12 protein-coding genes are annotated in these 11,468 nt (G+C 69.6%); 7 read left to right on the top strand and 5 right to left on the bottom strand.

Translation table 11 applies throughout. The features are described 5' to 3' along the window. Genes F1734_RS06530 through F1734_RS06555 form a run of 6 tightly spaced genes read left to right on the top strand, consistent with a single transcriptional unit; the run spans position 1 to position 5,382 of the window. Positions 1 to 1,212 (top strand): cytochrome P450, encoded by a 1,212-nt coding sequence (locus F1734_RS06530; protein ID WP_203011445.1) that lies wholly within the window; start codon positions 1 to 3, stop codon positions 1,210 to 1,212. Then, the gene (locus F1734_RS06535; RefSeq protein ID WP_010593902.1) at positions 1,205 to 2,005 is read left to right on the top strand and encodes an SDR family oxidoreductase; all 801 of its coding nucleotides are present in this window, start codon (positions 1,205 to 1,207) and stop codon (positions 2,003 to 2,005) included. The genes F1734_RS06530 and F1734_RS06535 overlap by 8 nt, the downstream gene beginning before the upstream one ends. Further along, the gene (locus F1734_RS06540) at positions 2,002 to 3,354 is read left to right on the top strand and encodes a cytochrome P450 (protein ID WP_040274098.1); all 1,353 of its coding nucleotides are present in this window, start codon (positions 2,002 to 2,004) and stop codon (positions 3,352 to 3,354) included. The genes F1734_RS06535 and F1734_RS06540 overlap by 4 nt, the downstream gene beginning before the upstream one ends. An 11-nt stretch (positions 3,355 to 3,365) precedes the next feature. Next, positions 3,366 to 3,560, top strand: a complete 195-nt coding sequence (locus F1734_RS06545; RefSeq protein WP_010593905.1) for a ferredoxin — start codon at positions 3,366 to 3,368, stop codon at positions 3,558 to 3,560. A 17-nt stretch (positions 3,561 to 3,577) separates the two neighbouring features. Continuing rightward, positions 3,578 to 4,129: a Cif family virulence factor gene (locus F1734_RS06550; RefSeq protein WP_017680889.1), complete on the top strand. Its 552-nt coding sequence runs from the start codon at positions 3,578 to 3,580 to the stop codon at positions 4,127 to 4,129. After that, positions 4,123 to 5,382 (top strand): hypothetical protein, encoded by a 1,260-nt coding sequence (locus F1734_RS06555; protein WP_203011446.1) that lies wholly within the window; start codon positions 4,123 to 4,125, stop codon positions 5,380 to 5,382. The genes F1734_RS06550 and F1734_RS06555 overlap by 7 nt, the downstream gene beginning before the upstream one ends. A gap of 105 nt (positions 5,383 to 5,487) precedes the next feature. Here the strand turns inward: F1734_RS06555 and F1734_RS06560 are convergent, their stop codons facing one another. Both F1734_RS06560 and F1734_RS06565 read right to left on the bottom strand, forming a co-directional pair. Then, on the bottom strand, positions 5,488 to 6,954 hold the full coding sequence (locus F1734_RS06560; RefSeq protein ID WP_010593908.1) for an FAD-dependent oxidoreductase: 1,467 nt from the start codon (positions 6,952 to 6,954) through the stop codon (positions 5,488 to 5,490). Positions 6,955 to 6,982: 28 nt separating this feature from the next. Continuing rightward, positions 6,983 to 7,834 carry an LLM class F420-dependent oxidoreductase gene (locus F1734_RS06565; RefSeq protein ID WP_010593909.1) on the bottom strand — a complete coding sequence of 284 codons (852 nt, stop codon included), beginning with the start codon at positions 7,832 to 7,834 and terminating at the stop codon, positions 6,983 to 6,985. A gap of 161 nt (positions 7,835 to 7,995) precedes the next feature. Between F1734_RS06565 and F1734_RS06570 the strand changes: the two genes are divergently transcribed. Then, positions 7,996 to 8,643, top strand: a complete 648-nt coding sequence (locus F1734_RS06570) for a TetR family transcriptional regulator (protein ID WP_010593910.1) — start codon at positions 7,996 to 7,998, stop codon at positions 8,641 to 8,643. A gap of 49 nt (positions 8,644 to 8,692) precedes the next feature. Here the strand turns inward: F1734_RS06570 and F1734_RS06575 are convergent, their stop codons facing one another. The 3 genes from F1734_RS06575 to F1734_RS06585 form a co-directional block, all read right to left on the bottom strand. Next, the gene (locus F1734_RS06575) at positions 8,693 to 9,517 is read right to left on the bottom strand and encodes a hypothetical protein (protein WP_119699466.1); all 825 of its coding nucleotides are present in this window, start codon (positions 9,515 to 9,517) and stop codon (positions 8,693 to 8,695) included. A 212-nt stretch (positions 9,518 to 9,729) separates the two neighbouring features. Then, positions 9,730 to 9,867 carry a methionine/alanine import family NSS transporter small subunit gene (locus tag F1734_RS06580; protein ID WP_017680887.1) on the bottom strand — a complete coding sequence of 46 codons (138 nt, stop codon included), beginning with the start codon at positions 9,865 to 9,867 and terminating at the stop codon, positions 9,730 to 9,732. Next, the gene (locus tag F1734_RS06585) at positions 9,864 to 11,405 is read right to left on the bottom strand and encodes a sodium-dependent transporter (RefSeq protein WP_064065859.1); all 1,542 of its coding nucleotides are present in this window, start codon (positions 11,403 to 11,405) and stop codon (positions 9,864 to 9,866) included. Before F1734_RS06585 ends, F1734_RS06580 begins: the two co-directional genes overlap by 4 nt. Positions 11,406 to 11,468: the final 63 nt, after the last annotated feature.

Consider the following 11,468-nt stretch of genomic DNA (forward strand, 5'->3'; position numbering starts at 1 on the left):
ATGACCCAGGCTTCGCTCGAACCGCTCCTGTTCGATCCCTACGACTACGGCTTCCACGAGGATCCGTACCCGGTCTACCGGCGTCTGCGCGAGGAGGCGCCGCTCTATCGCAACGACGACCTCGGCTTCTGGGCCCTGTCCCGGCACGCCGACGTCGTCGCGGGCTTCCGCGACCACACCAGGCTCTCCAGCGCCAACGGGGTCTCCCTCGACCCGTCGGCCTACGGACCCCACGCCCACAAGGTCATGTCGTTTCTCGCGATGGACGACCCCCACCACATGCGCATGCGCCGGCTCGTCTCGAAGGGCTTCACCCCGCGCCGGGTCGCCGACCTGCGCGGCCGCATCCTCGAGCTGACCCTCCGATACCTCGACACCGCCTTGGACACGGGCGAATTCGACTGGATCGCGGAGTTCGCGGGCAAGCTCCCGATGGACGTCGTCTCCGAACTGCTGGGTGTGCCCGAGGCCGACCGCGCCGAACTGCGCCGGCTGGCGGATCTCGTGGTCCACCGGGAGCAGGGCGTGCTGGACGTGCCCGTCGCGGCGATGGAGGCGTCGCTGAACCTCGTCGGCTACTACGCGGACATGCTGGCGCAGCGCCGCACACACCGGACCGAGGACCTCACCTCGGCCCTGCTCGACGCCGAGGTCGACGGAGACCGCCTCGACGACGACGAGATCATCGGCTTCATGTTCCTGATGGTCGTCGCGGGCAACGAGACCACCACCAAACTTCTCGGCAACGCGCTGTACTGGGGTGCGAAGAACAAGACCGAGCTGGCCGGCGTCCTCGGCAACCCGGACGCCGTCTCCGGTTGGGTGGAGGAGACACTGCGCTACGACACCTCCAGCCAGATCGTCGCGCGCACCGCCGCCACCGACATCGAACGGCACGACGGCACCATCCGCGCGGGCGACAAGGTACTGCTGCTCATCGGTTCGGCAAACCGCGACGCCGAGGTGTTCGCCGATCCCGACACCTTCCGCATCGGCCGCGACAGCGCGTCCAGGATCGCCAGCTTCGGTGGCGGCGTGCACTTCTGCCTCGGTGCCCACCTCGCGCGCCTCGAGGCGAACATCGCGCTCGAACAGTTCGCCGCGCGCGTCGCCGACTACGACGTCGACTTCGACCGTTGCGAGCGCGTGCACTCGACCAATGTCCGAGGCCTCGCGGCCCTGCCCGTAGAGGTGACCCGGCGCCATGCCTAGATTCGAGCCCAATCCGCCGCGCCGGCCCGCGATCGTCGGCGGCGCCTCCTCCGGCATCGGTACGGCCACCGCGTTCGCACTCGCCGCCCTCGGTCACCCGGTCGCCCTCGGCGCCCGGCGCGTCGAACAGTGCGAGGCCCTCGCGGAGAAGATCCGCGGCGAAGGCGGCGAGGCCGTCGCGCACTTCCTCGACGTGTCGTCCACCGACTCGGTCGACGAGTTCGTCACCGCCGCCGAGAACGCCCTGGGCCCCACCGAGATCGTCCTGTCCGGCGCCGGCGACATGGATTTCCGGCTCGTGCACGAGATGGATCCGGACCGGTTCGAGTTCCAGGTGAACGTCCACCTCGTCGGCACGCAGCGTCTCGCCCATCGCGTGCTCCCCGGGATGATCGAACGGCGCCGCGGCGACTTCGTCGTCATCGGTTCGGACTGCGCCGACGTCGCGCGGCCCCGCATGGGCGCCTACGTCGCCGCCAAGACCGGTCTCGAGGCGCTCGTGCGCCAGATGCGGATGGAACTCGAGGGCACGGGGGTTCGCGCGTCGGTGGTGCGTCCCGGCCCGACACAGACCGGGATGGGGCTCGACGCCCCCGCGGAGGTCATCGAGCCGCTGCTCGCCGACTGGACCAGATGGGGCTTCGCCCGGCACTCCTACTTCCTCCGCGCCTCCGAGATCGCGAACGCCGTCGTCGCCGTCGTGTCGGCCCCGCGCGGAACCCACCTGGTACTGACCGAAGTGCAACCGGAAGCGCCGCTGCTGAAGGACTCTCGGGGAAAGGACCCTGAATGACCACGATCGTCACTCCCACGCGTGTCTCGGGGGGCGAGCACGAACACGGCCACCTCGAGGAGCTGCGCACCGACCCCATCGGACTGATGCAGCGCGTCCGCGACGAGTGCGGCGACGTGGGGGTCTTCCAGCTCGCCGACCGCAACGTCGTGCTGCTCTCCGGCGCGCGGGCCAACGAGTTCTTCTTCCGCTCCGCCGACGAGGACCTCGACCAGCAGGCCGCGTACCCGTTCATGAAGCCGGTCTTCGGGGAGGGTGTGGTCTTCGACGCCAGCCCCGAGCGCCGCAAGGAGATGCTGCACAACTCGGCGTTGCGCGGCGAGCAGATGAAGGGTCACGCGGCCACGATCGAGCGCGAGGTCCGGGACATCGTCGCGGGCTGGGGCGACGAGGGCGAGATCGACCTGCTGGAGTTCTTCGCGGAGCTGACGATCTACACGTCCTCGGCCTGCCTGATCGGCAAGAAGTTCCGCGGCCAGCTCGACAGCCGGTTCGCGCGCCTGTACCACGACCTGGAAAAGGGCACCGACGCGCTCGCCTTCGTCGACCCCTACGCGCCCATCGAGAGCTTCCGTCGCCGCGACGAGGCTCGTCGCGGGCTGGTCGCCCTCGTCGAGGAGATCATGGTCGATCGCATCGCGAACCCGCCCCGAGGCAGGGAGGACCGCGACATGCTCGACGTCCTCGTCTCGATCGAGGACGAGGACGGCGCCAAGCGGTTCAGCGCGGACGAGATCACCGGCATCTTCATCTCGATGATGTTCGCCGGCCACCACACCACGTCGGGAACGGCGGCCTGGGCGCTGATCGAGCTGCTGCGCAATCCGGAGTACCTGCGCGGGGTCACCGACGAGCTCGACGTCCTCTACGCCGACGGTGAGGGCGTGAGTTACCATGCGCTGCGGCAGATCCCGCTGCTCGAGGCGGTACTGAAGGAGACGCTGCGGCTGCACCCGCCGCTGATCCTGCTGCTGCGCGTCGCGCGCGGCGAGTTCGAGGTCGAGGGTTACCGGATCGGGGAGGGCGATCTCGTCGGCGCCACCCCGGCGATCTCCAACCGCATCCCGGAGGACTTCCCGGAGCCCGATTCCTTCGATCCGGGCCGCTACATCGATCCGCGGCAGGAGGACATCGTCAATCGCTGGACCTGGATTCCGTTCGGGGCGGGCCGGCACCGGTGCGTGGGCGCGGCGTTCGCCCTCATGCAGCTCAAGGCGATCTTCTCGGTCCTGCTGCGGGACTACGAATTCGAGATGTCCCAGCCGTCCGGAACCTACCGCAACGACCATTCCAAGATGGTGGTTCAGCTCGCGCAGCCGTGTGCGGTGCGCTACCGCCGTCGGATGTGAGGACACCCCCCGTGAAAGTGGAAGCAGACCTCGACCTGTGTCAGGGGCATGCGATGTGCGCGCTGGAAGCACCGGACGTCTTCGACGTTCCAAAGCACGGCACGGTCCGGATCCTGATGGACGACATACCCGAAAACCTGCGCGGCGACGTCGAATCCGCCGTCCGGTACTGCCCCACCCGAGCCCTCCGCATCGTCGAGGACTGATCCCGAGGAGACACGTCATGGCACCGTTCGACCGAGCCGAACTCGACGAGATGATCGAACGCTGGATCGGAGCGAACATGAAGGCCGAGGCAGCCGGCGACTGGAAGCCCTTGGCCGAGATGTACACCGAGGACGCGACCTACGGTTGGAACTACGGCCCGAAGGACGACTTCATGGCCGTCGGAAGGGCGGAGATCCGCGAACTCGCCCTCGGCCAGGAGATGGCCGGTCTCGAGGGATGGCAGTACCCCTACCAGCGGTTCGTCGTGGACGAGCGGACCGGCGACGTCATCGGCTTCTGGAAGCAGGTCGCCGACGCGACCCGCGACGACGGATCACACTACGAGGTGTACGGCTTCGGCGGCAGCTGGTTCCGCTACGGCGGGGACTTCCAGTGGTCCTGGCAGCGCGACTTCTTCGACTTCGGCAACGTCTCCCACCTGTTCCTGGAGATGATCACGGCCGGCACCCTGTCCGACGGCATGAACAGGCGGATCGAACGGTCGACGTCGACGAAACGCCTGCCCGGCTGGTACCCGGCCGGACAGGCACCGGTGCCGCTGTGGTGAGCCCGGTGAACGTCCGCGACTCGTTCGCCGCGCTCACCCGGTCGGACCTCGCCGTCCTCGTCCCCGAACTGCTTCTGTGCGGCCAGCTCGTCGACCGGTCCGGGATGGCCCACCTGATCTCGGCGTTCGGACGGCAGGGGATGGCCGAGGTGGCCGTCGAGGAGTGGCAGGCGTCGAGCCCGTGGTACACCCGGCGCATGCAGCGCGCCCTGCGGTACGAGGGCGACGGCGTCGAGACGATCTTCAAGGGGCTGCAGCTCGACATCGGTGCGCCGCCACAGTTCATGGACTTCCGGTTCCGCGTCGACGACCACGACCACGGCGAGTTCCGGCTCGACCACTGCGGCGCGCTCATGGACGTCGAGCCGCTGGGCGAGGCGTATGTGACGGCCATGTGCCACGACATCGAGGACCCCACCTTCGACGCGACCGCCCTCGCCACCAACCCGCACGCGCAGGTGCGGCCGATCCACCGGCCCCCGCGCCGGCCGGCCGACCGCCACCCGCACTGCGCGTGGACGGTGACGATCGACCCGTCGCACGTGCCGCCGGAGACCGCCCCGCACACCGAGGCGATCGGCCTTACCGCGGCCGTCGCGGTGGAACTCGGTCCGATCGACCCGGCGGACGAGGGACGCGGCGACTACTCCGGCCCCTTGCTCGCCGACCTGCGGTTCGCGGACTTCTCGCACTCGGCCCTCGTACGGATCGCGGAGGAGGTGTGCCTGCAACAGCATCTGCTCACGCTGGGCTTCCTTCTCGGCGTGCGCAAACGCACCGACGAGGACACCGCGCTGTCCCTCGCCCGCAAGCAGCTGACCGGCATTGCGGGGCTGGCGTCCGAGCGGCTACGCGACGCCCTCGGCCTGCCGCGCGACGTCGAAGGACTGGCGACGGTGCTCTCGGTCCACCCTGTGTTCGCGCCGAGGCAGTACGTCGATTGCGAGATCAGTTGGGAGCCCGGCAGGCTGCACCTGCGCCTCGGGCGGTCCGGGGGTGCCGACGCGGACGGATCGTGGCCCACCCTGATCGACGGGGACCACCTCGGGCCGTTGCAGGCGCTGGTGCGCGGCGTCGACCCGCACTTCACCGCGCGCGTGGTGTCCGAGGACGCCCACGCGCTCACCGTCGAGGTGATCCGCGAGGCCGAACCCGCGAGCGAGTGCGGCGAGGTCGCGATCACCCGCTTCAGCACCGGCGCGACCTTCGCGTTCGCCGACCGGGGAATCCCCCTGCCGCTCACCGTCGTCTGAACGCCCCGCCCCCATCCGTCCGGCCCGTACCGGCCGAATGTCACATCGGTTCGATTCGATCGAACCGATGTGACATTCGGCCACACCGACGGGGTGGGGGAACGTTCAGGTCGCGGCGGCGGCGATGCCGGCGCGGCGGCCGAAGAAGCTGCTGTCCCCGAGCGACGTGCCGCTCGCGTAGCCGCCTGCGCACACACCGGAGGTGCAGCGGCCCGCGGCGTACAGGCCCGGGATCGGCTCGCCGGAGACGTGCAGGACCTCCGAGTTCACGGTGGTGTGCAGGCCGCCGAGGGTGAAGCCCGCGGTGCAGTTGCGCAGGTCGAGCGCTGCGACGGGGGTCCCGATCGGTCTGACCCACTCGGGCTTCTTCCCGAGGACGGGGTCGGTGCCGGCCGCGGCGTGCCGGTTGTACACCTCGACGGTGGCCTGCAGAGTGCCCTCCGGCAGGCCCATGTCGGATTCGAGTTCGGCGACCGTCTCCGCCGCCCATTTCGGCGGGAACCGGAAGTACGGAGTGGAACTGGTGGTGGCACAGCCTTCTTCGTAGGAAGCCTCGTCGATGACGAGGTACGCCTGGTTGTCGTTGCGCAGAAGGGTGAGCTGTCCGACGCGTCCGGGGTAGGTGTCCTCGGGGACGTACCGCTGGCCGCGGGCGTTGACGAGAATGCCGCGTGCCATCAGTTGCGGATCGGCGAAGAACGCCACCTCGGTGGCGCCCATGTGCGCGAGGTCGGCGCCGAGGGCCTGAGCCATCCGGATGGAGCAGCCGTCGTGCTCCTCGATCGCGGCGGCCGGCCGGCCGATGAGCTGCGGGGCGAACGCGGTGACCATGGCGTCGTTGTACGCGAAGCTACCGGTGGTGAGCACGACGCCGCGACGTGCCCGCACGAAGACCTCGTCGCCGAACTTCTTCGCGGCGATCCCGACGACCCGATCCGCGTCGTCGACGATCAACCGCTGCACCCGGATGTCGAACACCGGTGTCACCCCGAGGGATTCGGCCGTCTCGGCCAGCGGCTTCATCAGCATGTACCCGCCGCCCTGCTCGCCGGTGCGCTTGTTGCTCATCTGCGGCACGTGGCCGCGCGGAGCGGGCGTGGCGATCTCGTTGAAGGGTGCGGAGTTCTCGCCGCCCGAGTACATCAGGCCCTCGTCGCCGGGGATCTCCCAGCCGGGCTCGCCCCAGAACGCCGATCTGAACACCACTCCGTTCTCGGTGAGCCACCGGTAGTGCTCGACGCTGCCGTCGCAGTAGTCCGCGATCTTGGCCTCGTCGGCGCCGGGGCCGAGGGCGGCGAGCATGAACGTCTTCATGTTCTCGGGGGTGTCCTCGAATCCGAGTTCGCGCTGGAGCGGTGTGCCGCCGCCCAGGTAGACGATGCCGCCGGACAGGGCCGCGGCACCGCCCCAGCCGCCGGTGCGTTCGAGGATCAGCACGTCGGCGCCGGCGCGGGCGGCCTCGATGGCGGCCGAGACCCCGGCGATGCCGTAGCCGGCGACGACGACGTCGGCCTCGTGGTCCCAGGCGGTGATCTCGGCGGCGCGCAGTGGGCGGAAGGCGGCAGTGGTCATGGAGGTGTTCCTTCTCTGTCGTGGACCGTCAGCGGGTCGAGTCCAGCGTGGCGGCGAGCTTGTCGAGGTAGGCGAGGATCTCGTCCTCGGGGCGGTCGGGCAGGCCGAACATCACTTCGGTCACGCCGAGGTCGCGCCACCGCTGGAGCCGGGCGGGGTCGGGCCGGCCGGCGAGGACCACGATCTCCGGGGCGCCGTCGCGGCCGGCTTCGGTCCAGGTGGTCCGCAGCCGTTCGACGCGGTCGTCGATGTCGCGTTCGATCGGGGTGGTGATCCAGCCGTCGGCGGAGCGGGCGATCCACGCGAAGGTGCGGTCGGTGCCGCCCGCGCCGATCAGCACCGGTGGGCGGGGCTGCTGGATCGGTTTGGGCCAGGCCCAGCTCGGGCCGAACGAGACGAACTGCCCGGCGTAGGCCGCCTCGTCCTCGTTCCACAGGGCCTGCATCGCCTCGAGGTACTCGCGCAGCGCGGTGCGCCGTTTTCCGGGCGGTACGCCGTGGTCGGCGAGTTCCTCGGCGTTCCAGCCGAATCCGGCGCCGAGGACGACCCGCCCGCCGGAGAGGTGATCGAGGGTCGCGACGGTCTTGGCCAGCGTGATGGGGTCGTGCTCGAGGGGCAGGGCGACCGAGGTGCCGAGCCGGATGGTCGAGGTGACGGCCGCGGCGAGCCCGAGCGCGACCCACGGATCCAGGGTCCGGCGGTACCGGTCGTCGGGCAGCGTCTCGTTGCCGGTGCCGGGATGTGCGGATTCGCGGCGCACGGGGATGTGGGTGTGCTCGGGGACGTAGAACGCGTCGAAGCCGCGTTCCTCGGCTGCCCGGGCGGCCCGCTCCGGCCGGATGCCGCGATCGCTGGTGAACAGGGTGATGCCGTGACGCACGGACGCTGCCTCCCTACTGGTCGAGTCCAGGCAACTGTAACGCGTTCTAGTGTGCGGTGGAACTCGTTCCAGACAGCTGTCCATTCAATCCGCACGGGTCCGGGCGCCGCGGGACGGGGAGCGCACTACGCTGGCGGACAGACGTACGAAAGGTGAGGACGATGGCGGAGGCGAGCGCAGCATCGCGATCGAAGGTGCGGCCCGCGTCGTTTCTGGGCGCGGACCTGAAGCCGGCCCAGCGCGCCCGCTACCTGAGGATCATCGAGACCGCGAAGGAGCTGGCCTCGGAAGGCGGCTACGACGCGGTCCAGATGCGCGCCGTCGCCGAGCGCTCGGGCGTGGCCCTGGGCACCGTGTACCGCTACTTCCCGTCCAAGAACCACCTGCTGGTGGTGGCGATGGTGCTGCTGTTCGAAGACCTGAGCAACCGGTTCGGCGAGACCGAGATCCCCGGTGACTCGGCGCACGAGCGGATCATGTCGGTGCTGCACGGCTACATCGGCCGGCTCGAGAGCGACCACAACCTCTACGACGCGCTCGTGCGTGCAGCGATGTTCGCGGACGCGTCGTCCTCGGCCGAACTCGACCGGCTCGGAGCGATCATGACCGGGATGTACGCCCGCGCGGCGGGCGTCGAGGTGGTGAGCGAGCAACTGCTCAACGCGGTGCACGTGATCGCCGACGTGTGGATGTCGAACCTGGTGAGCTGGGCGGCCGGCCGGGCCACCGCGGACCAGGTGATGGCGCACATGGACAGTGTGGTCCGGCTCGTGTTCGACCGGCTGGAGAAGCTGCAGGCGATCGGCTGACGCGATCGTCCGCGTCCGGGGCGTGCACACACACCCCGGACGCGGACGATCAGGCCGGGACCTCCACGATGCCCACGGTCGGCAGGAAGAAGCACGACGTCTCGCCGTTCTGCACCGTGCCGAACACGGCGGCGAGGACGGTTCCCGAGCCGGTGGCGACCGGTGCTGCGCGGACTCCGCCGAGCGGGACCGCACCGGCGAAGAAGTTCTGCACCGCGGTGGCGACGAGCGGCCGGGCGAACTCGGGCACGCCCCCGGGGACGGCGAGCGCCGCGGCCTCGGCGATGGTGCCCATGGGCACGAACCCGCCCTGGAAGGTGTTGACGTTGAACCACGCGACCTGCATCCCGGTGGTGTTCGCGCCGTCCTTCTCCACGCCCATCGGCACGAAGGCGAACAGGGTCTCCCCGGGATCGACGGCGTTGACGGGCCCGACCATCGGGATGTTCAGGTTCGGCCACGGGCCGGGGGCAGCCCCGGCGACGGCGGGGGCGATGCCGAGCGGCAGGCTGCCGCCCTCGGTGCAGAAGGGCGCGCCGGTGGGGTAGAGGAACGGTTCGATGCCGAGGCCGCGCAGGAACTCCACGGCGTCCTCGTAGGCGGAGAGCGGCGAGTCCTCGGCGACGTCGGTGGCGCCCCCGCGCGCGGAGCCGATGGCCTCGGCGGCGGCGACCGCGAGGGCATCGGCGCCCGGCTGGGCCCGGAGCGTCTCGAGGGCGCCGACGAGCGGATCGGGTGCCGGCGCGGCAGCGACGACGGGGTCCGCGGGGGGTTCGGCGGCCGCGACGGCGGGCAGCGCCAGGGCAGCGGCCACGGTGAGGGAGGCTGCGGCGGTGAGCCGGCGCAGCCCGCGCGGGGTGGTCCTGGTGGTCATGCTTCGCTCCTGTACGTGGTCGGAACCGGAACACCGTCCGCCCCGTAGTCGTGCGACGGCTCCGGGGCGGAGACCTGCGAGTCACGTGTTACCTGTGTGACTCGTGGTGTTGGTGGGATCAAGCAGAACACAGCGAGAACAGACCGGCCAGTCCGGCGCGGCGTGGTGTTATGCAAACGAAACGAGTCGTGTCCGGTTCGAGACCGGACATTTCACTCGTGAGGGCGTTCGGCCGACTCCAGGCCCGAGGTGTCGTCCGGATTCCGGCGTAGATGCATCAGGCTGGCGGCGAGACCGCCCCACACCAACCCCAGTGCGACGACCATCATCGCGATCGCAGATCCGCTCACAGTCTCTCTCCCGCTTCCGTCGATTCGGTGTGCGCCAACTCGGCGTCCGTCAACCCCCACGGGGCGAACGACAGCGCCACCGCGATCACGATCACCGCCACCTGCACACCCCATCCGAAGGTGGCGACGAGCGCGTCGGGCAGGTCGCCGTAACCTTCGTCGATCCGGTCCACGATCTCGCTGATCAGCATGTACCCGAGCACGACCGGGGTGAGGACGCCGGCGAAGATCCGCCAGAGGAGGCCGACCTTGAACGACGACACCGAGTTCAGGTGATCCTGCAGCTCGGGCAGCCGGCGCAAGCCCCATGCGAGCACGACGAGCGTGGCGAGAGCGACCCCGACGATGCCGAACTGGTTGGCGAAGCGGTCGACGACGTCGAGGGTGTTCAGGCCGGTGGTGGTCGGGAACAGCAGAACGGACGTGATCGTCGCGACGCTGCCGACGAGCAGGACCGCCGGCACGCGGGTAAGGCCGGTCTTGTCCTCGACCGCCGATACGCACACCTGGATGATGCTGATCAGCGACGTGAAACCCGCGAAGACGAGCGAGCCGAAGAACAGCAGGCCGAACAATGCACCGCCGGGCATCTGCGAGACGATCGTCGGGAACGCGATGAACGCAAGGCCGATCCCGCCGCTCACCACCTCGTCCACACCCACGCCCTGCGCCTGCGCCATGAAGCCCAGCGCCGAGAACACCCCGATGCCGGCGAGGATCTCGAAGCTCGAGTTGGAGAAGCCGACGACGAGACCGGAGCCCGTGAGGTTGGTCCGGTGCTTGAGGTACGACGAGTAGGTGACCATGATGCCGAAGGCGACGGACAGCGAGAAGAAGATCTGGCCGTAGGCGGCGATCCACACGCCGGTGTCCGTGAGCGCCGACCAGTTGGGCCGGAAGAACGCGTCGAGACCGGTCGCGGCGCCGTCGAGGGTCAGCGCCCGCACCACCATGCCGGCGAACAACAGCAGCAGCAGCGGCACGAAGAACCGGTTCGCGGCCCCGATGCCGCGCTGCACCCCCAGCGCCAGGATGACGAGCACCACGACCCAGATCCCGAGCAGCGGCCACGCCACACCCGGCACGAAGTCGAGGCCGAACGTGGCGTCGGCATCCATCTGCAGGAAGTCCTGCAGGAAGAAGGCTTCCGCGTCGTCACCCCACGCCCGGGTCGCCGAGAAGAACGTGTAGCGCAGCGCCCACGCGATGATCACCGCGTAGTAGACGCCGATGACGAAGCAGATGCCCACCTGCCACCAGCCGAGGCTCTCGGTCGCGCGCTTGAGGCGGTGGAACGCCAGCGGCGGCGACCCGCGGAACTTGTGCCCGATCGCGTAGTCGACGAACAGCAAGGGAATGCCCGCGGTCAGCAGGGCCACCAGATACGGCACGATGAATGCGCCGCCGCCGTTCTCGTACGCGATGTACGGGAAGCGCCAGATGTTGCCCAGTCCGACCGCCGAGCCGATGGCGGCGAGAATGAACACCGACCGGCCGGACCAGACCTCTCTCGTGCGCACCGCTGCGTCCTCAGTCACTGACGTACCTTTCCTCGGTTTCAGACTGTCGACGCTAGCGCCCGCGGGCCTGCTCCGTGGGTG

The sequence above is a fragment of the Rhodococcus ruber genome (genome assembly GCF_016804345.1).
GTDB classification, from domain to species: Bacteria; Actinomycetota; Actinomycetes; order Mycobacteriales; family Mycobacteriaceae; genus Rhodococcus; species Rhodococcus ruber.

Bases quoted from the DNA above. Each gene is read 5' to 3' on its own strand.
- F1734_RS06540 (WP_040274098.1), top strand. From the start codon at position 2,002: ATGACCACGATCGTCACTCCCACGCGTGTCTCGGGGGGCGAGCACGAA.
- F1734_RS06530 (WP_203011445.1), top strand. From the start codon at position 1: ATGACCCAGGCTTCGCTCGAACCGCTCCTGTTCGATCCCTACGACTAC.
- F1734_RS06575 (WP_119699466.1), bottom strand. From the start codon at position 9,517: ATGACCACCAGGACCACCCCGCGCGGGCTGCGCCGGCTCACCGCCGCA.
- F1734_RS06550 (WP_017680889.1), top strand. From the start codon at position 3,578: ATGGCACCGTTCGACCGAGCCGAACTCGACGAGATGATCGAACGCTGG.
- F1734_RS06570 (WP_010593910.1), top strand. From the start codon at position 7,996: ATGGCGGAGGCGAGCGCAGCATCGCGATCGAAGGTGCGGCCCGCGTCG.
- F1734_RS06535 (WP_010593902.1), top strand. From the start codon at position 1,205: ATGCCTAGATTCGAGCCCAATCCGCCGCGCCGGCCCGCGATCGTCGGC.
- F1734_RS06560 (WP_010593908.1), bottom strand. From the start codon at position 6,954: ATGACCACTGCCGCCTTCCGCCCACTGCGCGCCGCCGAGATCACCGCC.